At 65.8% G+C, this 22,794-nt stretch carries 24 protein-coding genes and 1 pseudogene; 10 read left to right on the plus strand and 15 right to left on the minus strand.

Features of this window, described 5'->3' with window-relative positions; genetic code table 11:
• Nucleotides 1-56 precede the first annotated feature (56 nt).
• The 3 genes from QXH22_RS24145 to QXH22_RS24155 all read right to left on the minus strand — a co-directional run bounded on the left by QXH22_RS24145 (nucleotide 57) and on the right by QXH22_RS24155 (nucleotide 3,207).
• Nucleotides 57-815: a YoaK family protein gene (locus QXH22_RS24145; RefSeq protein WP_306245974.1), complete on the minus strand. Its 759-nt coding sequence runs from the start codon at nucleotides 813-815 to the stop codon at nucleotides 57-59.
• Nucleotides 816-936: 121 nt separating this feature from the next.
• On the minus strand, nucleotides 937-2,097 hold the full coding sequence (locus tag QXH22_RS24150; protein ID WP_306245977.1) for an acyl-CoA desaturase: 1,161 nt from the start codon (nucleotides 2,095-2,097) through the stop codon (nucleotides 937-939).
• Nucleotides 2,098-2,106: 9 nt separating this feature from the next.
• Entirely contained in the window at nucleotides 2,107-3,207 is a 1,101-nt protein-coding gene (locus tag QXH22_RS24155; protein ID WP_306277237.1) for a ferredoxin reductase, read from the minus strand.
• A gap of 84 nt (nucleotides 3,208-3,291) precedes the next feature.
• On the opposite strand from QXH22_RS24155, the gene QXH22_RS24160 reads away from it, so the two are divergent.
• The 8 genes and pseudogenes from QXH22_RS24160 (at nucleotide 3,292) to QXH22_RS24190 (ending at nucleotide 9,953) form a co-directional block, all read left to right on the plus strand.
• Nucleotides 3,292-4,494, plus strand: coding sequence for a CdaR family transcriptional regulator (locus QXH22_RS24160; protein WP_306245980.1), 1,203 nt, complete (start codon nucleotides 3,292-3,294; stop codon nucleotides 4,492-4,494).
• Between the two features lie 101 nt (nucleotides 4,495-4,595).
• A complete protein-coding gene (locus tag QXH22_RS24165; protein ID WP_306245982.1) occupies nucleotides 4,596-4,826 on the plus strand; it encodes a hypothetical protein in 231 nt (76 codons plus the stop codon).
• Nucleotides 4,827-5,006: 180 nt separating this feature from the next.
• Nucleotides 5,007-5,183, plus strand: a complete 177-nt coding sequence (locus QXH22_RS24170; RefSeq protein WP_306245984.1) for a hypothetical protein — start codon at nucleotides 5,007-5,009, stop codon at nucleotides 5,181-5,183.
• Between the two features lie 83 nt (nucleotides 5,184-5,266).
• Nucleotides 5,267-5,623: pseudogene (locus tag QXH22_RS30575) on the plus strand (PPE family protein); the annotation flags it as partial.
• Nucleotides 5,624-6,005: 382 nt separating this feature from the next.
• Nucleotides 6,006-6,419 (plus strand): PE/PPE C-terminal domain-containing protein, encoded by a 414-nt coding sequence (locus tag QXH22_RS30580; protein WP_371934314.1) that lies wholly within the window; start codon nucleotides 6,006-6,008, stop codon nucleotides 6,417-6,419.
• Between the two features lie 298 nt (nucleotides 6,420-6,717).
• Entirely contained in the window at nucleotides 6,718-7,947 is a 1,230-nt protein-coding gene (locus tag QXH22_RS24180; protein ID WP_306277238.1) for an acetyl-CoA acetyltransferase, read from the plus strand.
• Between the two features lies 1 nt (nucleotide 7,948).
• A complete protein-coding gene (locus QXH22_RS24185; RefSeq protein WP_306277239.1) occupies nucleotides 7,949-9,475 on the plus strand; it encodes a carotenoid oxygenase family protein in 1,527 nt (508 codons plus the stop codon).
• Nucleotides 9,476-9,479: 4 nt separating this feature from the next.
• Nucleotides 9,480-9,953, plus strand: a complete 474-nt coding sequence (locus QXH22_RS24190) for a VOC family protein (protein ID WP_306245991.1) — start codon at nucleotides 9,480-9,482, stop codon at nucleotides 9,951-9,953.
• Nucleotides 9,954-9,974: 21 nt separating this feature from the next.
• Here the strand turns inward: QXH22_RS24190 and QXH22_RS24195 are convergent, their stop codons facing one another.
• Together QXH22_RS24195 and QXH22_RS24200 are read right to left on the minus strand one after the other, a co-directional pair.
• Nucleotides 9,975-10,505, minus strand: a complete 531-nt coding sequence (locus QXH22_RS24195; RefSeq protein ID WP_306277240.1) for a VOC family protein — start codon at nucleotides 10,503-10,505, stop codon at nucleotides 9,975-9,977.
• Nucleotides 10,506-10,517: 12 nt separating this feature from the next.
• Nucleotides 10,518-11,114 (minus strand): hypothetical protein, encoded by a 597-nt coding sequence (locus tag QXH22_RS24200; protein WP_306245995.1) that lies wholly within the window; start codon nucleotides 11,112-11,114, stop codon nucleotides 10,518-10,520.
• Between the two features lie 135 nt (nucleotides 11,115-11,249).
• Between QXH22_RS24200 and QXH22_RS24205 the strand changes: the two genes are divergently transcribed.
• Complete coding sequence (locus QXH22_RS24205; protein ID WP_306245997.1) at nucleotides 11,250-11,900, plus strand: TetR/AcrR family transcriptional regulator; 651 nt, start codon at nucleotides 11,250-11,252, stop codon at nucleotides 11,898-11,900.
• Nucleotides 11,901-11,910: 10 nt separating this feature from the next.
• On the opposite strand, the gene QXH22_RS24210 is transcribed toward QXH22_RS24205, so the two are convergent.
• From QXH22_RS24210 to QXH22_RS24250, 9 genes are all read right to left on the minus strand, one after another.
• Nucleotides 11,911-12,339 (minus strand): hypothetical protein, encoded by a 429-nt coding sequence (locus QXH22_RS24210; protein ID WP_306245998.1) that lies wholly within the window; start codon nucleotides 12,337-12,339, stop codon nucleotides 11,911-11,913.
• A gap of 36 nt (nucleotides 12,340-12,375) precedes the next feature.
• Entirely contained in the window at nucleotides 12,376-13,149 is a 774-nt protein-coding gene (locus QXH22_RS24215; protein ID WP_306277242.1) for a VOC family protein, read from the minus strand.
• Between the two features lie 71 nt (nucleotides 13,150-13,220).
• A complete protein-coding gene (locus QXH22_RS24220; RefSeq protein WP_306246002.1) occupies nucleotides 13,221-13,694 on the minus strand; it encodes an SRPBCC family protein in 474 nt (157 codons plus the stop codon).
• A gap of 5 nt (nucleotides 13,695-13,699) precedes the next feature.
• Nucleotides 13,700-13,879 carry an antitoxin gene (locus QXH22_RS24225; RefSeq protein WP_306246004.1) on the minus strand — a complete coding sequence of 60 codons (180 nt, stop codon included), beginning with the start codon at nucleotides 13,877-13,879 and terminating at the stop codon, nucleotides 13,700-13,702.
• Nucleotides 13,880-13,943: 64 nt separating this feature from the next.
• Nucleotides 13,944-14,852 carry an amidohydrolase family protein gene (locus QXH22_RS24230; RefSeq protein WP_306277243.1) on the minus strand — a complete coding sequence of 303 codons (909 nt, stop codon included), beginning with the start codon at nucleotides 14,850-14,852 and terminating at the stop codon, nucleotides 13,944-13,946.
• 19 nt (nucleotides 14,853-14,871) lie between these two features.
• Entirely contained in the window at nucleotides 14,872-17,256 is a 2,385-nt protein-coding gene (locus QXH22_RS24235; RefSeq protein WP_306277245.1) for a cation-translocating P-type ATPase, read from the minus strand.
• The gene (locus QXH22_RS24240) at nucleotides 17,253-18,836 is read right to left on the minus strand and encodes a serine hydrolase (protein WP_306246010.1); all 1,584 of its coding nucleotides are present in this window, start codon (nucleotides 18,834-18,836) and stop codon (nucleotides 17,253-17,255) included. The genes QXH22_RS24235 and QXH22_RS24240 overlap by 4 nt, the downstream gene beginning before the upstream one ends.
• A gap of 35 nt (nucleotides 18,837-18,871) precedes the next feature.
• Nucleotides 18,872-19,990, minus strand: coding sequence for an MBL fold metallo-hydrolase (locus QXH22_RS24245; protein ID WP_306246012.1), 1,119 nt, complete (start codon nucleotides 19,988-19,990; stop codon nucleotides 18,872-18,874).
• Nucleotides 19,991-19,995: 5 nt separating this feature from the next.
• Nucleotides 19,996-20,730, minus strand: a complete 735-nt coding sequence (locus QXH22_RS24250; RefSeq protein ID WP_306277247.1) for an enoyl-CoA hydratase — start codon at nucleotides 20,728-20,730, stop codon at nucleotides 19,996-19,998.
• A 28-nt stretch (nucleotides 20,731-20,758) separates the two neighbouring features.
• Here QXH22_RS24250 and QXH22_RS24255 point away from each other — a divergent pair, with 28 nt between their 5' ends.
• The gene (locus QXH22_RS24255) at nucleotides 20,759-22,255 is read left to right on the plus strand and encodes a carboxyl transferase domain-containing protein (RefSeq protein ID WP_306277248.1); all 1,497 of its coding nucleotides are present in this window, start codon (nucleotides 20,759-20,761) and stop codon (nucleotides 22,253-22,255) included.
• On the opposite strand, the gene QXH22_RS24260 is transcribed toward QXH22_RS24255, so the two are convergent.
• A complete protein-coding gene (locus tag QXH22_RS24260) occupies nucleotides 22,240-22,785 on the minus strand; it encodes a TetR family transcriptional regulator (RefSeq protein ID WP_306277249.1) in 546 nt (181 codons plus the stop codon). The genes QXH22_RS24255 and QXH22_RS24260 overlap by 16 nt on opposite strands.
• Nucleotides 22,786-22,794 lie beyond the last annotated feature (9 nt).

Consider the following 22,794-nt stretch of genomic DNA (forward strand, 5'->3'; position numbering starts at 1 on the left):
AATCGGCGAATCGGCGAAGCGGCGAAGCGGCGGCGACGCGGTCACGATGACGCCGTTCAGGCGTTCACCGACTCAGCCGCGGCTTCGTCGGATTCGCGGCGACGGCGGCTGTGCAGCAGGCAGCCGGCGGCGACGGCAACGCACGTTACTGCGGGAATGATCAGCGCGTATCCACCCAGTGGGCCACCGACGAGCAGTCCGATCACGCCCCCGGTAAGGAAGAGCACGAACGTCACGGACAGCACCGCGCCCTTCCACTTCTCCAGCCCGTGCTCGCGACTGCGGCCGATCATCAGGCCGAGATCGGTGATGGTGCCGGTGAAGTGGGTGGTGCGCACCGCCATGCCGCGGAAGCTGGACGTCAACCCGTTCTGCATACCGAGGGCGGTGGCGGCACACACCGCCTGAACGATGGGTTGCTCCATACCGAGGGTGTCCAGCAGCGCCCTGACCGGAGTGTCTTCCAGCCCGGCGGCAGCCAGAGCGAGCAGCGTGGCCTCGAAGATCAACAGCGCGGCATGGCGCGGACCAGCCTGCGCCCGCGTCGGGGCCAGCACCGCTCCCGCGATTGCCGCCCCGAACAGAAACCCGAAAATGATGGCAGCGAGCAAATGGCCCTCGTAGAGCCAGGGATTCGCCGTATTCATTCCCAGCTGGGTCGTGGCCGCGGTCACGTTCGCCACCGGAAACGCCAACAACAAGATGGCGACCGCGTTGACGAAACCCGCCGTCAGGGCGAGCACCGCGCTGTAACCGAGGACAACCCAGCGGGGAAGCGTCCCGCCTTCATCGGCAGGTTCCATCCACCACTGCATTTCCGGAAGATACCCACACGCTTTGGTACCTAATCGTTTTCGGTCGACAAACCTTCGGTAAACGGCTTGTTTCCGAATATCAGAATTTGGCCTGAATTGATTGACTCGGGAATGCCCCGGGTCAGGCGGCGAGCGCTTCCCGCCGCGGCCTGGCGAAGATCACCTCGCGGATTACCGAGGGTCGCATGGCTTCCGACGCCTTACGCCCGAAGTCGTTGGGCAGCGACAGCCGGAAGACCTTCTTCCATGCCGACGCGACTTGGCGCGGCAGTGAGCCGGTGGTGTAGGTCAGCCCGTAACGCTCGAACAACTCCTGCACCTTCGGCGCGATCTCCTGATAGCGGTTGCTGGGCAGATCTGGGTACAGGTGGTGTTCAATCTGGAAGGACAGGTTGCCAGTCATGAAGTGCAGGAACGCATTTCCCGAAATGTTGGCCGATCCGAGCATTTGCCGCAGGTACCACTGACCACGGGTCTCACCGTCGATGGAGGTCTTCTCGTAGGTCTGCACGCCCTCGGGGAAGTGTCCACACATGATCACCGAGTGGGTCCACAGATTGCGCACGAGATTGGCGGTGAGGTTGGCGGTCAGGGTCGTGACGGCCGAGGGGCCGGACAGCACCGGGTGCAGCACGTAGTCGCGCAGCACGTGCTTGCGCACCTTGGCCAGCACCTTCTTACCCTGCCGCCGAAATTCCTCTTTGTCGCTGCGACCTTGCAGGTACTTGCCGATTTCCAGGTCGTATGCGGCTATTCCGTACTGGAAAAGGCAAGCATTGATGAAATTCCACAACGGTTGGGCCACATAAAATGGCTTCCACCGCTGATTCTCGTCGACCCGCATGATTCCGTACCCCAGATCGTGGTCCTTGCCAAGGACATTGGTGTACGTGTGGTGCACCTCGTTGTGCGAGTGCTTCCACATCTCCGACGGCGAGGCGTTGTCCCATTCCCAGGTTGTCGAGTGGATCTTCGGATCGCGCATCCAGTCCCACTGACCATGCATCACGTTGTGGCCGATCTCCATGTTCTCGACGATCTTCGAGATCGACAGTCCCACAGTGCCGATCAGCCAGGCGGGCGGAAACATCGAGAACAGCAGCACAGCGCGACTGGCCAGTTCCAGGCGCCGCTGGCCGTCGATCACGCTGCGGATGTAGGCGGCATCACGCTCGCCCCGGCCCGCCAACACATTCTCGCGGATGGCGTCGAGTTCGCGACCCAGGCTCTCGATGTCCTCGTCGGACAGGTGGGCCGTCGGATTCGTTTGCATTGCAGTCATTTCGGCTCCTCAGAGGTCGAGCTCGCAGGCGCCCGCGGCAGCGGACACACAGGTCTGGATTTGTACGTTGTCGCCCGGGTTGGCCGTGGTGACGTCGCCATTACGCAGGTCGCGCACCGCACCTCGGCGCAATGGGACGACGCACCCGAAGCACACGCCCATCCGGCAACCCGACGGCATCAACACCCCGGCAACTTCTCCGCTGTCCAGTAAGGTCTGGGATCCGCCGGCCTCCACCACGCTGCCGCTCTTGGCGAAAGTCACGGTGCCGCCTTCGCCGGCGGTGATGATGGCCGGGCGGAACCGCTCGATGTGCAAGCGGTCGGCGACACCGTCTGCGGCCCAGCGCTGTTCGACCGCGTCGAGCAATCCGGCAGGCCCGCACGCCCAGGTTTCCCGATCGGCGAAATCCGGGACCAGGTCGGCCAAGCGTGCCAGGTCGAGCATCCCGTCAGTGTCAGTGTGCTTCTCCACCAGCCGAATTCGGCGCTCTCGGGCGAGCATGCGCAGTTCCCAGCCGAAGATGACGTCGTCCGCAGTGGGCGCGGAGTGCACAACCACGATGTCCGGGTTCGGCCCTCCGAGACCTGCCATGTTGCGCAACATCCCCATCACCGGGGTGATGCCGCTGCCGGCGGTCAAGAACAGCATCTTGGCGGGAACCCGGTCGCCCAGGGTGAATTCACCTGCGGGCTGATCCAGCTGGATCAGCGTCCCGACAGTGGCCCGCCGCACCAGATAGTTGCTGACCACGCCGTCGGGGATCGCCTTCACGGTGACCGCGATGCATCCGTCCCGTCGTTGAGTCTTCGAGGTCAGCGAGTAGGCCCGCCACTGGCGGACGCCGTCCACGTCCACGCCGATGCGCACGTACTGGCCGGGGACATGCGGGCGCCAGCCCCGACCGGGCTTGATCACCACGGTCGCGGCGTCGCGGGTCTCGGGATGGATGGCGACGATGCGTCCACGCAGGTCCGTGGCGGACCGCAGCGGATCGATGATGTCCAGGTAGTCGCTGGGAACCAACGGAGTCGTTACCCGCTCGGCAAGCTTCAGCACTCGTTCGCGCAATGCACCGACGACGGTGGGTCGGGTGGCAACGGTTGTCATGACTCCATGGTCGTTGTCACCGGATGTAAAGTCTTGACTTGTCGGTGCAAAAAAAAGGCTCGTATTTGTTCGTAAGGGATAAAAATGCCAGATCCGTCACCTCGACTCAGCGGACTACAGCTCGACGAACCCGTGGTCACGGCATTGGAATCCATCCTGCCCGCGATGGCGGAGCGGACAGTGACCGCGATCACCGTGGCCGTTCCGAGCTACGCCGATGCGTTCAGCGGCCGGATGGGCCAGATCATCGAGAATGCAGTGCAGACCTCCCTCGGGGTGTTTCTGCGACTTGCGACCCGACCGAAGGACACCGATCCCGGGACCTCTCTGTTCCAGGCCATCGACGGCGCCTACGAGCTCGGACGAGGGGAAGCGCGTCAGGGCCGCACGATCGATGCCCTACTGGCGGCCTACCGCGTGGGGGCACAGGTGGCCTGGCAGGAGCTGTCGGCGATCGCCGTCGCGGCGGGCCTTCCCGCGTCCACCATCGCCAGGTTCGCCGAGTTGGTGTTCGCCTACATCGACGAGTTGTCGGCGTCCAGCGTGTCCGGCCACGCCGACGAACTGGCCACTACGGGCCGGGCCCGGCAGCGCTATCTCGACCGGCTGAGTCAGGACCTGCTGGCCGGGGGCACGGCCGCCGTGCTGGCGGCGGCCGCCGAACAGGCGGGCTGGCAGCCGCCGCGCACGCTCACCGCGGTGCTCGTGCCGTTGGCGCAAACACGCGGGCTGGCAGCACAATTCGGTCAGTCCACATTGCAGCTGGCCGAGGACCTCCCCGACGTCGACGCTTCGGACTCCCTCGCCGTCCTGTTGGTCCCGGACGTCGCGGGCACGGCACGGCGCCAGTTGCTGTCAGCCCTGGGTGCCAGGAAGGCTTTGGTAGGTCCGGCGCGGCCGTGGATGGACGTCCGGTCGTCCTACTATCGCGCCCTGCGCGCCCGGGACCTGCTGAGCGCGAGCGAATCCAGCGTCATCGACACCGACGACCATCTGGTCGAGCTGGTGCTCGGCGCGGACCTCGAAGCTGCCGGTGACCTTCGCGCCCGGGTGTTGGCGCCGCTGTCCGAGCTGCCCCCGAACACCGCCGAACGCCTTACCGAAACGCTGCGTTCGTGGGTGCTGCACCAGGGCCGCCGCGACGCAGTGGCGGCCGATCTGTTCATTCACCCGCAGACGGTCCGCTACCGGATGAGCCAACTGCGCGACCTGTACGGCGACCGACTGGCGGAACCTCGGACCGTGCTGGAGTTGACCGTCGCCCTCGGCCTGGACCAGACCGCTTAGACGAGCTCATTCGTGCTTGCCCGGCGCCCGAACAGGGATTATCGTGATCCGTAATACGGATACAAAAGATTCGTATTGCGGTCCGAACGAGGAGAACTGACATGAGCGGCCCAACGATCAAATACGTCGGCATCTACTGCGCCTTCGCGGCAACCGCCATAGCGCTGACGGCAACCCTGGGCCTCGGCTCGGACAACCAGCAGGCGACCTCGATGAACGACACCACGGCGACCCCGACAACCACGCTGACGCCGCTGACCACCCTCACGCCGCCGTCGACCCTGGACGCTCCCCCGGCCCTCTCGGCTCCGCCCGCACCACCGCTGCCCTGACGCACAGCGGCAAACCGATTTCTTCACAAGATCGCCGCCAAACCTGAAGCCGTTAGGTCACCAAAGCAGTAACCTGCAGCTAGGACGTGCCGGCGTCCGGGACTGGCCATCACCCCCGTGATTTCCAATTTCCGTACGGCGCAGGCACTTCGGTTCGGCCATCGGTCAAAGGAGACTCGGATGTCGTTTGTGGTCACGCACCCGGAGACGTCGGCATCGGCTGCACGCAACCCGCAGGCGATCGGGTCGACCGCGGCCGCTCACCACATGGCCGCCTCCGCGGCCGTCGCGGCACCGGCAGCCGACGCCGGTTCGTATGCAACGACCGAGGCCGCCAACGCGACCTCGGCGCGATAGGAACCGAGTTGGCCACCGACTTCGGGCTGTTGCCGCCGGAGGTTAATTCAGCCCGGATGTACGAAGGTCCGGGGGCGGGATCGATGCTGACCGCGGCAAACGCCTGGGACGGGGTGGCCGCCGTGCTGAATTCAGCCGCGACCTCCTACGCCACCGTGCTCGCCGGCCTGTCGGTCGAATCGTGGCTGGGTCCGGCGTCGGCCTCGATGGCGGCCGCGGTCGCACCGTATGCGGGGTGGCTGAGTACGGCCGCCTTGCTCACCGAACGTACGGCCACGCAGGCCCGAACCGCCGCCGCGGCCTACGAGACGGCGTTCGCGATGACGGTGCCACCGCCCTTGATCAGCGCCAACCGCGAACAGTTGATGTCGCTGGCCGCGACCAACCTGCTGGGCCAGAACAGTCCCGCGATCGAGGCGCTGCAGGCGGAGTACGCCGAGATGTGGGCACAGGATGCGGCCGCGATGTTCGCCTACGCGGCCTCGTCGGAGGCGGCGGCGGCGTTGCCGTCCTTCACCGCCCCGGCTCAGGCCGCCGACCCGGCGGGCCCGGCGGCCGCGGCGGCGGCAGCGCAGCAAACCGCGATGGGCTTGCTGTCGTCGATCTCGGCCCAGACGCTGCAAGGACTTGCCGAGCTGATATCACCGGCCGCGTCGCTGACCCAGGCGTCGGCCGCAGCGATCCCGACCCCGATCGGGGACCTGGACATCGCCGCCGCCTACATCGCGATCACCGCCACGGCCAGCTTGTCGCTGTCCGCGGTCAACACCGCCCGACCGTGGATCTACAGCTATGGCAACACGAGCAAGCCACAACCCGGCGATGACGCGGTGCAGCCCACCGAAGGCAGCACACTCGGATCCCGGCGCGACGCCGAACCCAGCGTGGGCACGGCCGCCGGCGGCCGCCGGCGTGGGCCAGGCCGCATTGGTGGGTGCGCTGACCGTCCCGCACAGCTGGACGGTGGCCGCTCCGGAGATCCGGCTGGCGGTCCAGTCACTGCCCGGCGCCGGGGCCGCCGTAGGCCCCGCGCCGGTGAACCTGGGAGCGGCGCCGGCGGCCCTGCTGGGCGGCATGGCTCTGGCGGGGATGGCCGGCCGTGGCGGCACGGGTCCGGGTCCGGCGAGCCCTGAGGTTCAGACCGAAGAAGACGGGCAGCCCAAGCGCAAGCCCACCGTCGTGGTGATCCAGCAGCCGCCCGCCGGCCCGGGCCCGATGGGCAACCGTCCGCAATAAATCACAGTCGCGGTGTGAAAACTTTTGTCAACAGTTGCTCCGCCCCAATGTTCTTCGCGTTTCTACAGTTCGGCGTCTACTTCGGCGCAGCGGAGCAGACGTTGTCAAGAAGAGATGTTTGTCTTTCGCCAGAGATGGCAATGATGAAACGGAGGTGGGCGTATCGGCCGGCCTATATGCCCACCCAGGTCCCGTCGGTTCAGCCCGAGAGCCGACGGGACCGCTTTATTTCGGCCTTTTCCCACTCGCCCGCCTATGCCGTGGATGCGTGGTCCGACCTGGGAGTACCGTGCCGCGTATGGGTGGCTCATCTGCTGGCATATGGATTCTGGGTGGCTATCAAAGTGACTTCGCTCGCAATCTCACCCGGGAGGGGCGCGACTTCGCCGCGCTGACCAGTGAGGTCGTGGACGGCATACTCGAGCAGGCGCGTGTGGACGCCGCGACGGTCGGAGTGGTCCATGTCGGCAATGCCTTCGGTGAGATGTTCGCCACACAAGGACATCTGGGCGCGATGCCCGCCACGGTGTGTGGCGACCTCTGGGACACGCCCGCGTCGCGACACGAGGCGGCGTGCGCGTCGGGCAGCGTAGCGGCCCTGGCGGCGATGGCCGACCTGCGATCCGGGGCGTATGACAGCGCACTGGTCGTCGGACTCGAGTTGGAGAAGACCGTGCCCGGTGACACCGCCGCTCAGTATCTGGGAGCAGCGGCCTGGACCGGACACGAGGGCGCCGACGCTCGGTACCTGTGGCCGTCGATGTTCGCGGAGGTCGCCGAGGAGTACGACCGGCGCTACGGACTGGACGACACCCATCTGAGGGCCATCGCTGCGGTCAACTACGCCAACGCGCGCCGCAACCCGAATGCGCAGACGCGGGGCTGGACGGTTCCGGATCCGATCACCGACGACGACGAGACCAACCCGATCACCGAGGGGCGGTTGCGGCGGCTGGACTGCAGTCAGATGACCGACGGCGGCGCGGGCGTGGTCCTGGTCAGCGACGCCTATCTGCGGGATCACCCCGACGCGCGGCCGGTGGGTCGCATCGACGGCTGGGGCCATCGCACTGTCGGGCTGGGGTTGCGCCAGAAACTCGACCGCGCGGCCGACGATCCTTACGTGCTCCCCCATGTGCGAGCCGCGGTACTGGACGCATTGCGCCGCGCCGAAGTCACGCTGGACGACGTCGACGGTTTCGAGGTGCACGACTGCTTCACCCCGAGCGAGTACCTGGCCATCGATCACATCGGGCTCACCGGACCCGGCGAGTCGTGGAAGGCCATCGAGAACGGCGAGATCGAGATCGGCGGGCGACTTCCGATCAACCCCAGCGGCGGCCTGATCGGCGGTGGGCATCCGGTCGGGGCATCGGGGGTGCGGATGTTGCTCGACGCGGCCAAGCAGGTCAGCGGCGCGGCCGGCGACTATCAGATCGACGGCGCGAAGACCTTCGGCACGTTGAACTTCGGCGGCAGTACCGCCACCACGGTCAGTTTCGTTGTCAGCACTACGCGAGGAATGTGACATGGACGTCGAGGTGATTGGCAAGTACCTGTCGACACTGCCCGAGGATGACGACCACCCTTACCGCACCGGCCCGTGGCGACCGCAGACCACGGAGTGGGACGCCGACAACCTGACCGTGGTGGAGGGTGAGATTCCGGCCGATCTGGACGGCATCTATCTGCGTAACACCGAGAACCCACTACACCCGGCGTTCAAGACCTACCATCCTTTCGACGGCGACGGCATGGTGCACGTGGTGGGATTTCGCGATGGAAAGGCGTTCTACCGCAACCGATTCGTACAGACCGACGGTTTTCTGGCGGAAAACGAGGCGGGGGAACCCCTGTGGCCGGGCCTGGCCGAGCCGGTGCAGTTTGCCAAACGCGAAAAAGGCTGGGGCGCACGCGAGTTGATGAAGGACGCGTCGAGCACGGATGTCATCGTGCACCGCGGCGTCGCCCTCACCAGCTTCTACCAGTGCGGCGACCTGTACCGGGTAGACCCGTATACGGGTGACACGCTGGGCAAGGAGAGCTGGAACGGCGGATTCCCGGCGGACTGGGGCGTCTCGGCGCATCCCAAGGTGGACAACAAGACCGGCGAGTTGTTGTTCTTCAATTACAGCAAGCAGGACCCGTACATGCGCTACGGCGTAGTCGACGAGAACAACGATCTTGCCCACTATGTGGACATACCGCTGCCGGGTCCCCGGCTGCCACACGACATGGCGTTCACCGAAAACTACGCCATCCTCAACGATTTCCCGCTCTTCTGGGATCCCGGACTGCTGGAGCACAAGGTTCATCTGCCGCGCTTCTACCCGGAGATGCCGTCACGCTTCGCGGTGATTCCGCGGCGCGGCTCGAGCAGGGAGATCCGGTGGTTTGAGGCGGACCCGACGTTCGTGCTGCACTTCACCAACGCCTATGAGGACGGCGACGAGATCGTGCTCGACGGCTTCTTCGAAGGCTCACCCCAACCTCAGGAGAGTGGCGCCGGGCCGGCTGGGAAGTGGGAGAAGCTGTTTCGGTTCCTGGCGTTGGATCGGATGCAGGCCAGGCTGCACCGGTGGCGGTTCAACCTAGTCACCGGCGCGGTGAAGGAAGAGTCACTGTCAGAGTGCATCACCGAATTCGGCATGATCAACGCTGACTACGCGACTTCCCCGTACCGGTACGTCTATGCCGCTTCGGGCAAGCCGGGCTGGTTCCTGTTCGACGGTCTGGTCAAGCACGATCTGCTCACCGGCCGCGAGGAGCGCTACTCGTTGGGCGACGGCGTCTACGGCAGCGAGACGGCGATGGCTCCCCGCGCGGGCGCCAGCGGCGCTGAGGATGACGGCTACCTGGTGACCCTGACCACCGACATGAACGCCGACGCATCGTACTGCCTGGTGTTCGACGCGGCCCGGGTCGGCGACGGTCCGGTGTGCAAATTGGCGCTGCCGGAACGGATTTGCAGCGGGACGCATTCGACCTGGGTGCCCGGCGGGGAATTGCGCCGGTGGAATCACGCCGAGACGGCCGCAGGTGCGGTCGGGCTCTAGTCACATGGGCAAGCACCGCACTACTCACTGGCCACTGTCGTTGGCGCCGATCGGCTCCATCCGATTCGCCCGTCGTTCTTCTCATTTCACGGAAACGGTGCGGTTCTACCGCGAATTGGTGGGGCTGCCGTTGCACGAGACGTTCGGTGACAGCTACGGCAGCAACGGCGCCATCTTCGGACTGCCCAGCTGGAACCTGACGATGGAGATCGTGGAGTCCGTCGAACCCGTTGCGGTGGACCCGCACGAACAGTTGTGCCTGTACTTCCCGGATCAGCAGGCCCAGCAGGCGGCGATCGCACGCCTGGAAGCGGCCCAGTGTCCACGCGTCGAGCAACATCCGTACTGGGCGGCGATGGGCGCGGTCACCTATCAGGATCCCGATGGCCGCGAGGTGGTCTTCGCGCCCTTCGTCTACGGCGTGAACGAGCCGGACGGTAGTTCGGCGTCGGGCACACACGAGTTTCCGTCGAACTAGCGGCAGGACGGCTGCGTGTCCTCAGCCGAGCTGACGGAGCGGCTCGGCACCGTCCCAATTCAGCGCCGCCTCGCGGACAAGGTCGTGGATGGCTCCGAACTCGTTCTGCGCGCCCAAATCCGAGATCTCGAAGGCTGATCCATCCACGGCGTCACAACCGAAGTAGGCGAACCGGGCTCCACCGAGGATGGCGCCTTCGCAGTCGGGCATCCGCTCTCGCTGCCTCAACTCACCCATGACACCGTCGAAACGGTCCGTCCACGCCGAAATATGGTGCAAACCGGCCTTTTTAATTTCCGCGAAGTGGCGATACGGTGACGGGGCCTCGTTGTGCTGCTCGATCAACTCCAGCTGAAGCTCACCCATGTTTCCCAATGCGATGCTGATATCGGGTTCACTCGGCCGACCGTGGTACGTGAAATATTCCAGAGGTACATGGCGGATGACGAAAAAGGGCCCGGCGCCGAGTGTTTCGACGAAGTGGTCGATCGCCCTGTCGAGATCCGCCACGATCATGCCGTTCTGGCGGGCCGCACCCAATGCGCGACTCATGTCAACCGAACCTCAGCACGCCGGTTCGAAGACCGGCAATGCGCGCTGTAGCGGCAGCAGCTTTTCGCGGGCCTCCTCGATCGTGATGTACTCGTCGGCCGGGATCTCGATGAGCTGCGAACTGTGGGCGTGCTCGTAGACATGCTCACCGGCCAACCGGCCACGCTCGTCGTATGGCCAGATCATCGCGATCAACTGACGATGAATATAGAACTTGCCGGGGTCGGCGCTGCTGTCGACGAAGTCCGGCACCATCGATCCGGGCATGAATCGATTGAAGATCGCTTCCGACGCGAAACCCCAATCGGCGACCGCGAGCTTCTCGTTCTCGACGACCATCACGGTCGATTCCTGTTCCTGCAGCGAGGTGTAGAACGCGTAGACCTCATCGAATCCGTTGAGCGTCAGGCTTATTGAGTTCCCATTGACGTAGTAGACCGGCTCTTCGACAGTCATGTCAGGTGTGAAGATCTTGTCCTTGTTCCCGGTGATCTCGAAAATCGCGTGCCGGCGATAGTTTTCGATGATCTGGCGGTGCCTCGGGTTATCCAGGGTGGCGAGAAAGTCGTCGATCCCGCGAATCTGGGTCGTGATGTCGAGTTTGGCCATGACTGGCTCCTGCAATCGGTACTGGGGTGTGCGTCTGAGCGTATGGCTCTCTCGCCAGCCTGTCAACACATAGTGTGCAGCACATACTGTGCAATAACAGGGGCCTTGCTACGGTAACCGCTCGAGGAGGTTTCGATGCCATCTGTGACCCGCCGGTCGACGGCCAATCGACCCGAACGCGGGCACCGACAGGCCGTGATTGAGCAGCGTCTCCTGGAGGCCACCGAACGGCTGATGGCTGAAGGGGCCACCTTCACCGAACTGAGCGTCGACCGGCTTGCCAGTGAGGCCGGCATGTCACGCCGCACGTTCTACGTGTATTTCCGGGATAAAACGCAACTCTTGCGCCAACTCACGTTGCAGGTGTTCGTCGAGCAAGAAGCCGCTGCCCGCCAATGGTGGGAGTCGGCCGACCGGCACGAGTATGCCGACCTGCAACGCGCCATCCGCGGGATACTGGCCAGCTACCGGCGCCACCAGGCGCTGCTGACCGCCGTGATGGAAACAGCCACGTATGACCCGGAGTTCGGTGACAGCTACCGGGCACTCATGGACCGCACGACGGCAAACGTCGAACAACTCGTCATCGAAACCGGCAAAGCCAAAGGCATCATCCGGCAGTCCCTACCCAGCCATGAAGTGGCCGCGTCGCTGACCTGGATGCTGGAGCGCGCCTGTCACCAGATCCTGCGGTACGGGGGCGACGGGGTCGATGAGCGACTAGCAGACTCCCTCGCGCAGATCATCTGGGCGTCGCTGTATCTGCACGCGCCTCCTACCGATTGACGGGGCACCCTCAGCGGCGTCCGGCGAACGCCGCGGCAGCCACCGCCCACAACGCACACAGCACGGCGCCCCCTGCGGCGGCCGCCCCGACATACAACCCGTACTCGGCCGACACCGGCGCATTGACGTTGCGCTGGTAGTACAGCACCATCAGCCCACCGATCAGCAGCGAGATGACCAGCGCAGCAATGGAAGCCGCCCGTACCGACAGGCCGCGGCCAACCATTGCGCCGGCCACCAGCAGCGTCGACGACAGCAACACGATGAGCTGGCCGGCCCCGAAGCCGCGCGGGAGTTCGAGGCTGCCGTGCGTGCCCCCGATCGCATTCGCCCAGCCGCCGCCGTTGACCTTCGTCGCCAACCACGGCATCCAGGCGCTGCCCAGCACCGCGGTCGCGAACAGCGCCACCAACCAGCCTGGGTCCGGACGGCGACTCATGGTTGCGAGGCTAGTGCACGGCGCCCCGACCGTGCCTCAACCCTCCAACGAGGACAGGTTGAAGGCGACTCCGGTCGGATCGGTGGCTGCCGCCAGCCGGCCGTACGGTGTGTCTTCGGCGTCGCGTAGCACCGCCCCACGGTTGTCGGCGATCACCCGCAACGTCTTGTCGACGTCTTCGGCCCCGAAGAAGACGCTCCAGTGCGACGGCACACCCTGCGGCAGGCATCCCGCTCCGTCCATCACACCGAGCAACTGCTGATCGTCGAACCATGCCGTGGTGTAACGGAATTCGTCGGTGTCACTGGCCTGCTCGGTGTGCCAGCCGAAGACCTCACGGTAAAAGTCGACGGCGGCGCGGAAGTCACGCGTGGTCAACTGGTGCCAGACGGGTGCGCCGGACTCGCCTGTCACCTCGAACCCGCGGTGCTGCGCGGGCTGCCACAGGCCGAAGGCGGCGCCGGCCGGGTCGGTGGCCGTCGCCATGACACCTTTGCCCGGAATCTCCATGGGCTGCAGGCAACCTGAGCCGCCGGCAGCGTCGATGGCCGAGACCGTCGCATTGATGTCGGCGGTGTGGAGGTACGTGGCCCAGTTGTCCGGAGCCTGCCACTCGGGATTGTTGGCCATCAGCCCGGCTACGGCGCGACCGTCCTTGGCGGCATTGACGTAACCGCCGTAGTCGGGTCCGGCGGACTCGAACGTCCACCCGAAGACGGTTCCGTAGAAGTCTTGCGCAACCTCGACGTCGGATGTGGTCAGGTCGATCCAGCAGGGGGCGCCGAGTGGCGCGTCGTTACGGGTGGGCACGAGGTCCTCCTTGGTCGGTGAGTACTTCGATATCGACCCGACCCGAGCCGGAAAGTCATCGCACCGGCCTGTCAGCGATGCAGGACGCGATCCCCGTTGGTCCCTGGGTCGGGGCGCGCGAACACCCTGACGAAGTTCTCCAGAGATTCGCGGATATCGCTGCGCAGCGCGGCCGCGACCACCATCCCGATCGGCCCGAACAGCGCCGGCCCCCCGAGATGCACGTCGAAGCTGACGACCGAACCCTCTTCTTTCGGGGCGACCTTGGCCATCAATTTCACCTTGACGCCGCCTACGCCGTCACCGTTGAGCGTCATGCCCTCCGGTGGTTTGTAACGCACGATCGTCCACCTGATGCGGTTGGGCATGCCCTTGACCTCGACGTAGGACTCGATGACAGTGCCCTTCTCGAGCACGTCGGGCAATTTGCTGCGCCAGACCTTGTGGATGGTCAGCCACTCCCGGTACCGGTTCAGGTCGGAGGCGTGTGTCCAGGCCTGTTCCGGCGGCAGCGGTACGTCGATGGATCCGGAGAGTTTCGCCATGTTCGTTAGCTCTGCTGGCCGCCGTTGTCGACGATCTTCTTGGCTTCCTCCTGCACCTTGTGAATGGTGTCGGTGTACTTGCCCTGCGTCTTGTCGTCGACGAACTCACCGGCCTTGGTAATCGCCGTCTCGACCTTGTCGGCGTTCTGCGACAACAGGTCCTTGGCCTTGTCCAGCAGTCCCATCTGCGCTGTCCCTTCCCCAGGGGGTTCCCCACCGTCGCGCGGGAACCCGGTGTTGGAAAAAACCCTACTTGGTCGAGGCGGGCGGTCCGAAAAGTGCATGTGCGTTGTCATGGAGCACTTTCCGCAGCCAGTCGTCGTCCACGCCGTCGATCTCGGTGACCGCGGTGAGCGCCTCGGCGTAACTGTGCGGGATGTTGGGAAAGTCGCTGCCGAACAGGATCTTGTCTCCCAGGTCGCGCACGCGCGGCAATTCCGAGGCCGGGAACGGCATGGTCTCCTCGATGAAGGCGGTGAAGGCCATCGTGGTGTCGAGTCGCACGTTGTCGTGGGTCGCGCAGATGTCGGCGAACTCGGCGTACTCGGGCATGCCCATGTGCGCGATGATCAGCGCCAGCCCCGGGAACCGGCGCAGCACCGCGCGTACTGGGCCGGGGCCGGTGTAGCGGCCTGGCACGGGCCCGGAGCCGCTGTGCAGGACCACCGGGATCCCGGCGTCGGCGATGGCGCCCCACACCGGATCGAGCAGCGGGTCGGACGGGTCGTACTGGCCAACCTGGACGTGCGCTTTGAAGACGCGGGTGCCGGCTTCGATGGCGTCAACGACGTAGCGCGCCGCGTCCGGCTCGGGGAAGAAGGTGGCCGTGGGCAGGCAGTCGGGTGTCTCGGCGGCGAAAGACCGGGCCCATTGATTCAGCCAGGCAGCCATGTCCGGCTTATGCGGGTACACCAGCGAGCTGAATCGGACGACACCGAAGTCGCGAAGCGCCTGCACCCGGCGTTGTTCATCGGCGCGGTACACGATCGGCCAAGCCCGCCCGACCAGGGGGCCCGCCGAGTCGAAGTAAGCCCACACCTTGTCCATCACCCGCCGCGGCATGAAATGGGTGTGCACGTCGAAGACGCCGGGTAGTCCCAGGGCACGCCAGATCCGTTGCACGGGTTCAGGATCGACGGCTTCGTTCCAGGCTCTCACACCGCTGTCCGCGCAGCAGTCAGCCACTGGCCACACGCCACACTTGCGGTTTTACTCCGAGCATCCTGCCCCGGATCCACCACATGGTTTCGATCGCCGCGGCCCCGAGCGCACCGATGCCGAGCGCGGTCGATGTGATCCACGGATTCGACGGGTCCAGGAAGAACTTCTGTTGCGTCCACGGCAGGCTGAAGATAAGCACGTATGCCAGCGCGGAAGCGATCACCAGCGTCAACCGCCACCACTCGTAAGGACGTGCCGCAATCGCAAGAACCCAGACCGCGGTCACCAGCAAGGTGATCAGCGCCGCGGTGGACGCCTGGTCCTGCTGCACCGACGTGGCGTGCCGTCCGTGATACGCGGTCAGGTAGGTCGCGAACGTCGCGATGCCGACGATCAGGCCCGCCGGCAGCGCGGAGGTCAGCACCCGCCGCACGAAACCCGGGTAAGCGCGCTCGTTATTCGGCGCCAACGACAGAATGAACGACGGAATTCCGATGGTGAACCAGGCCGCGATGGTGACGTGGATCGGCTGGAACGGATAGAGCAGCGGCTCGGCCCCCAGCGGCTTGGCCAGTAGACACTCGAGTCCCACCAACAGCGCCAGCAATGCGGAGTAGACCGTCTTGGTCAAAAAGAGGCTGGCGACCCGCTCAATGTTGCCGATCACCCGGCGGCCTTCACCCACGACGTACGGCAGCGTGGCAAACCTGTTGTCCAGCAACACGATCTGCGCGACCGCCCGGGATGCGGGGCTGCCCGCGCCCATTGCCACGCCGATGTCGGCGTCCTTGAGGGCCAGCACATCGTTGACGCCGTCACCGGTCATCGCCACGGTGTGGCCGTGTGATTGCAGGGCGTGCACGATGGCGCGCTTCTGGTCCGGCCGGACCCGGCCGAATGTGTTGTGCGAGTCCAGCGCGTCGGCCAGTTCCGCTTCATCCGAAGGCAGCCGGCGGGCATCCATCGCCTGACTGTGCAGGCCGAGTTGGTCGGCCACCGCCCCGACCGACACCGCGTTGTCACCGGAGATCACCTTCACCGACACATTCTGAGCGGCAAAGTATTCCAGTGTCTCGCGAGCGTCGGGGCGCACCTTCTGCTCCAGCACCACCAACGCCACCGGGGCCACAGAACCCGGGGCATCCGGAGCGTCCACCGGGCGGTCGGCCGAACCCAGCAACAGCACCCGCAACCCTTGCGCGCCAAACCGCTCGGCCTGCTCGGCCGCCGGGGACTGCGGGTCGAGCAGGACATCGGGTGCGCCGATAACCCAGTTGCCGTGATCGCCGAACGACACCCCACTCCATTTGGTCGCCGACTTGAAAGGCGCTGTCGCGCTGGGGGTCCAGTCGGGAGTCGTGTCATAAGCCTGGGATATCGCGAGCATGCTGGCGTTCGGGCGGGGGTCGGCAGCGGCCACCGCGGCGAGCACGTCGCCGACACGCTCCGCCGCCGATTCGAGCTCCCGCACTTCGGAGACCCGCATACCGGTTTCGGTCAGCGTTCCCGTCTTGTCGGCGCACACCACATCGACTCGGGCCAGCCCCTCGATGGCAGGCAACTCCTGCACCAGGCACTGACGCCGGCCCAGTCGGATCACCCCGACGGCGAACGCGATCGATGTCATCAGCACCAGACCTTCGGGCACCATCGGCACCAGCGCGCCCACCATGGCAAGCACCGACTCGCGCCAGCCCACGTTCGTGGTGAACAGCTGGGTGTAGATGGTCAGCAGGCCCACCGGGATCAGCAGGTAGGTGATGAACTGCAGGATGCGGTTGATGCCATTGCGCAGTTCGGATTTGACCAGAGTGAACTTGCTTGCCTCGGCGGCCAGTTTGGCCGCATAGGCATCGCCGCCCACCTGCGTCGCGCGGTAGGCACCACTGCCGGCGACGACGAAGCTTCCCGACATCACCCCGTCGCCAACGTCTTTGGCGATCGGATCGGCTTCCCCCGTCAGCAAGGATTCGTCGATCTCGAGGTTGCGCTCCTCGACGACCTCGCCGTCGACCACGATCTGATCACCCGGGCCCAGTTCGATGATGTCGTCGAGCACCACCTGCGCCGGGGCCAGGGTGACGGTTCCGGATTGTCTGCGCACCAATGGTTTTGCCTGACCAACGATCGCCAGCCGGTCCAGGGTCTGCTTGGCGCGAATTTCCTGGACCATGCCGATGACGCTGTTGGCGACGATGAGCATACCGAACAGCCCGTTGATCAACGATCCCGTCAGCAGCACGATGCCGAATAGCACGCCGAGGATCGCGTTGATGCGGGTGAAGACGTTGGCCCGGACGATATGAGCGATGCTGCGGGTGGCGCGCTCGGGAACGTCGTTGGCTTTGCCTTCGGCAACCCGTTGCGCTACCTCGGCATCGGTGAGGCCAACGACGGTCATCGCGTAAAGGTCCCCATGCCGTTCGCGTCGAAATACTCGATTTTCAGCGCACTGCCGTTGAACACTGCCGTGGACACCGATCCGGGCAAGGCGTTCTCGGTGGCCAGTGGGAACGTGAAAGTGTCACCGTCCCAATGCGTCAAGTCAAAGGATTGGTTCTTCGGCCCCAACGACAGCTGCAATTGTCCGTCATGGTCGGTGACCGCTGCCGGCCCCCAGAAGTCGTTGTTGTAGACGCCGACGTAGTCGCTTACCGGTCGGGCCGGTGCCGGGCTGACGGGAGGCTGCTTGCCGACGAGGGCGCCCTCCGGGTTGTTCATCGGTGCCAGTTGTTGGCGGTACAGATTCGCCCAGTCCTCACGCACCTGGCCGTACTGGACCAGATCCATGAACTCGGCGTTCAGCGCCTCCGGTACCCCGTACGGCGCGGCGTTGGTCAGGGTGATGATGCCGAGGTCCTCCGACGGCAGCACCGCGAAATTCGTTGCAGCGCCGAGGCCGAACGCTCCGGAGTGGCTGTACATCGTGCGGCCGGACGAGGTTACCGAGGTGTTGAAACCATGACCGTAGGTGCCGGCTCTGGCATCCGGTTTTCTGGCGGCAGTGGAGATGACCTGCGGGGTGATCGCGGGAAGCAGCGCCTCCGGCGAGGTGATCCGCTGACCGTTGTAGGTGCCGTTGGCCATCACCATCATCAGCCAGCGCGCCATGTCGTTGACTGACGAACTCACTCCGCCGGCCGGCGTCTGGGGGTCCGGGTCGCGCTGAAATCGCGCTTCCCACTTGTCACCCACCTTGATGTGGTTGACGGCGTGGTTGGGCCTGGCCAGGAAATCGGCGAATTTCGAGCTGGTCGACGTCATCCCCAGCGGTCGGTACAGCACCTCGTCGGACAGGTCCTCCCAGGACTTGCCGGCTGCCGCAGCGACCGCCTCGGCGGCCGCGGTCACGCCGAAGTTGGTGTAGGCGTAGCTGATCCGGAAGGGGGCCAGGGGCAGGTATTTCAACCGCTCCAGCACCTGCTGCCGGTCGTAACCCAGATCTTCGAGCGCGTCACCGGCGTGATCGGGCAGGCCGGAGCGGTGCGAGTAGAGGTCGGCGACACTGACGTGCTCGGTGACGTATGGATCGATGAGGGTGAAACCCGGCAGCTTGGTGGCCACGGGCGTGTCCCAGGTGATCGCCCCTTCGGTCACCTCGTGTGCCACTACCGTCGCCCCGACCGACTTGGATACCGACGCGAGCTGAAAGACCGTGTCGGCGTTGACCTTGTTGTCCGGATTGTCCGCCTTGCCGACATCCTTGATGCCGAAACCTTTGGCGTACATCACCTTTCCGCCATGGACGATCGCGACAGCGAGTCCGGGAATACCAGAGCCCTTCATCAGCTCGGACACCAGGCCGTCGACCTTGCCGACGGCGTCGTCGATGCGCCCAGCCGGGATCTGCACTCCCGAGAACTCGTTGGGCGGAACCTGCGCCGGCGGGGAGGACGGACTGGATGCCGGCTGCGCATGACCACAGCCGACCAATCCCGACAGCATCAGCACGACTGCGGCTGCTGCCGCGCGTTTCGTCATGCGCGAACTTTAGCCCGGCGACGATGCGCGCCCGGTTACAGACGCCACCACGGATTGAATCGCAGCGGGCTGACCGTGTCGATCCGCTGACCGGGCAGCGGCACCGCCACCTGAACGCCATCCGGCTCGGCGGCCGTGAGCACCCGCTCGACCGGCTCCGCCCACGGGTGCGGTGCCAACCGGAACGTGCCCCAGTGAATCGGCACCAACAGCCCCGAGCCCGAGTCCGTGACATCAAGGTGTCCCCGGACCGCCTCCTCGGGGTTCATGTGGATATCGGGCCAGGCGGTGTTGTACGCGCCGATCGGCATCAGGGTCAGATCGAACGGTCCGTGGTCAGCACCGATCTGAGCGAAGCTCTTGGTGTAACCGGTGTCGCCGCCGAAATACGCGCGATGGCGCGGGCCGATGAATGCCCATGAAGCCCACAGGGTGTTGTTGCGGCTGAAGAACCGCCCGGAAAAGTGCCGGGCCGGCATGCAGACGATGGTCAATTCGTCGACCTGGGCACTCTGATTCCAGTCCAGTTCCACAATCCGCTGCTCGGGTATCCCCCACGCCCGCAGGTGCGCTCCCACCCCCAGCGGCACGAAGAACGGCGCCCGTTGCGTGCGGGCCAGCGCACGCACGGTGTCGATGTCGAGGTGGTCGTAGTGGTCGTGGCTGATCACCACCGCGTCCACCGCCGGCAACCCCTCCAGCAGCACCGGCGGCGGATGCAACCGCTGCGGTCCCACAATGTCCGACGGTGAGCAACGGTCACTCCACACCGGGTCCGTCAGCACGCGATAACCGTCGATCTCGACCAGCGCCGTCGAGTGCCCGAACCAGCTCACCGCCAACTCGGCGGGCTCGCCCTGGTAGATCGAAGGCGAGGCCAGCGGAATCGGTTTCGCGGGCAGGCTGGCGCCGCGATTCCCGATCAACTCCCACGCAATCTGCCGCATCTCCTCGCGGTTCATCACATAGAGCGATGAAGGGTCGAGGTTGATGAACACACCCTCGCGATAGTTCGGCGATCCTTCGGACACGGCCGCGATCGCCGCGGGGTCGGCGCCCAGCGCTGCCGGTGCGCCGTGCAGCGCCCGCAACAGCCAGCCCCCCGCCGCCAGAGAGACGGTACCGCCAGCAAGTCGCAGCGCCCGGCGCATCATGACGGTTACGCCCCCTGAAAGTTCGGCGGCCGCTTCTCGATCCGAGCGACCTGCGCCTCGATCACATCCTGACTGCCCCAAGCCTTGTCGAACAAATCTTTGTGCTCGGGCATCGGTTCTTCGATCGAGCCGTCGTCGTTGAGTACCCGTTTCGCGTGCTGGATAGCCAGCGGCGCGAGACCAGAGATCTCCGCGGCCCACTCCTGCGCATCGGCCAGTGTGCCGATCCGGTTGGCCATTCCGGTCTGCAGCGCCACATCGGCGGTCAACTTCTCGGCGGTCAGCAACATGGCCCGGGCCCGTCCGTGACCAACCAGCGACGACAGTCGACGGATGCTCCAGTTATCCAGAGCCAGACCGTATTTCGACGTCGGGAACTGGAAGAAGGCATCTTCGTCGACGACCCGCAGATCGCACTGCATGGCCAATTGCAGGCCGGCGCCGATGGCGGGTCCGTTGATGGCGCCGATGATTGGGACCGGAACGGCGTCCATGACCCGGTGCAACTCGACCAGTCGGTCGGGGTAGTCGGCGGCGAAGGCGTCCCCGGACAGGTCGGCGCCGGCGCAGAACGCCGTGCCCTGCCCGGTCAGTACGACAGCCCGCACCTGGCCGTCGCTGCTGGCTGCCACGAGAGCCTCTCGCAACTCCTCGACGAGCTGGGAGTTCAGGGCGTTGCGTCGGTCGGGCCGCTGCAGCTCAATGGTCGTCACGGCTTCGGTCTGGGTGATACCGATCATGGGGGCCAGGATATATAGCCTCGTCCCTGTGAGCCGGATCACGACCGATCAGTTGCGCGATGCGGTGCTTGACGAGGGATCCTTCGTCAGCTGGGACATCGAACCGGTACCAGTGCCTTTGTCCGACGGTTATGCGCGCGAGTTGGCCGGCGCGCGCACCGCCAGCGGCCGCGACGAATCGGTGTCGACCGGCGAGGGTCGGGTGTTCGGACGCCGGGTCGCGGTGGTGGTGTGCGACTTCGCCTTCCTCGCCGGCTCGATCGGGGTGGCGGCCGCCGAACGGATCACCGCCGCGGTGGAGCGCGCGACGGCTGAGCGGTTGCCGCTGCTGGCTTCGCCGTGCTCCGGCGGCACCCGCATGCAGGAGGGGACGGTCGCGTTCCTGCAGATGGTCAAGATCGCCGCGGCCGTCAAACTGCATCGGCAGGCCCATCTGCCCTACCTGGTTTACCTGCGCAATCCGACCACCGGCGGCGTCTTCGCGTCCTGGGGCTCGCTGGGCCACGTCACCGTGGCCGAGCCGGGAGCGCTGATCGGATTCCTCGGCCCCCGGGTGTACGAATTGCTGTACGGCCAGCCCTTCCCCAGCGGCGTCCAAACCGCGGAGAACCTGCAGCGTCACGGCGTCATCGACGGCGTGGTGGCCCTTGCTGATCTGCGAGCAACGCTGCACCGTGCGCTGACCGTCCTCGCGGATGTTCCCGGCCCGCCGCCGGCCCGTCCGCGTCCCGAGCCGATCCCCGATGTGCCTGCCTGGGATTCGGTGGTCGCATCCCGTCGCGCCGACCGCCCCGACGCGCGCTTCCTGCTGCGCCACGGCGCCACCGATCGAGTGCTGCTCTCGGGCACCGGCCAGGGCGAGGCGGCGACGACCTTGCTGGCACTCGCCCGCTTCGCGGCCCAACCCGTCGTCGTCCTCGGCCAGCAGCGCATCGAGGGCGGCGGCAACACCGTCGGACCCGGATCACTGCGCGAGGCCCGGCGTGGCATGGCGTTGGCCGCCGAACTCCGCCTGCCCCTCGTGCTGGTGATCGACACTGCCGGCCCGGCATTGTCCGCCGAAGCCGAGCAGGGGGGTCTCGCCGGGCAGATCGCTCAGTGCCTCGCCGAGCTCGTCACGCTGGACACACCGACCGTGTCGGTACTGCTGGGCCAGGGCAGCGGCGGGCCGGCACTGGCGATGGTGCCCGCCGACCGGGTGCTGGCCGCGCTGCACGGTTGGTTGGCGCCCCTGCCACCGGAAGGCGCCAGTGCCATCGTTTTCCGCGACACCGAGCACGCCGCGGAACTTGCTGCAGCACAAGGCATCCGATCGGCCGACCTGATGGCATCGGGCATCGTCGACGCAATCGTTCCCGAGCATCCCGATGCCGCCGACGAGCCGGTCGCCTTCTCTCTCCGGCTGGCCGCGGCCATTGCCGGTGAAGTCCACGCGCTGCGCGAAATACCCGGACCACAGCGTCTGGCCGCGCGCCTGCGGCGCTACCGAAGCATCGGGTTGCCCCCGGCTCAGCCGTCCAGGTAGCGCTGGATCGTCGGGCCGAGCCACTCGATCACCTCGTCCCGGCTCAGGTCGACCACGGGCGGCAGCCGTAAGACAAAGCGGCACATCGCCAAACCCAGGATCTGGGTGGCGATCAGCCCGGCCCGCCGCGCCGCCTCGCCGGCCGGCGCCCAGCCCGCCACCAGGGGCTGCAACTGGACCCCGAAGATCTCCCGCATCCGTTGCGCCGCTTCGTCGTTGGTGGCACTGCAGCGCAGCAGGATCACCAGGGCGTCGTCGCCGCCCTCCCAGCGCCGCAGAAAGTGGCCAACCAGCAACCGGCCCAGTTGGCCGCGATCTGCCGAAGCGAAATCGGGTAGTTGCAAATCGAATTCGGCCGCCGCCGCGAACAGTTGATCCTTGCTGCCGAAGTACCGCATCACCATGGCGGGATCAACGCCGGCGTCGGCGGCGATCGCGCGGATCGTGGCGGCCTGGAAGCCCGACGTCGCGAACCGTTCGCGCGCCTTGGTCAGGATCACGGCCTTGGTTTCCGCCGACGTCCGCCTCATGTCAACAAC

It is taken from the genome of Mycobacterium sp. TY814 (assembly GCF_030755175.1).
Taxonomy (GTDB): Bacteria; Actinomycetota; Actinomycetes; order Mycobacteriales; family Mycobacteriaceae; genus Mycobacterium.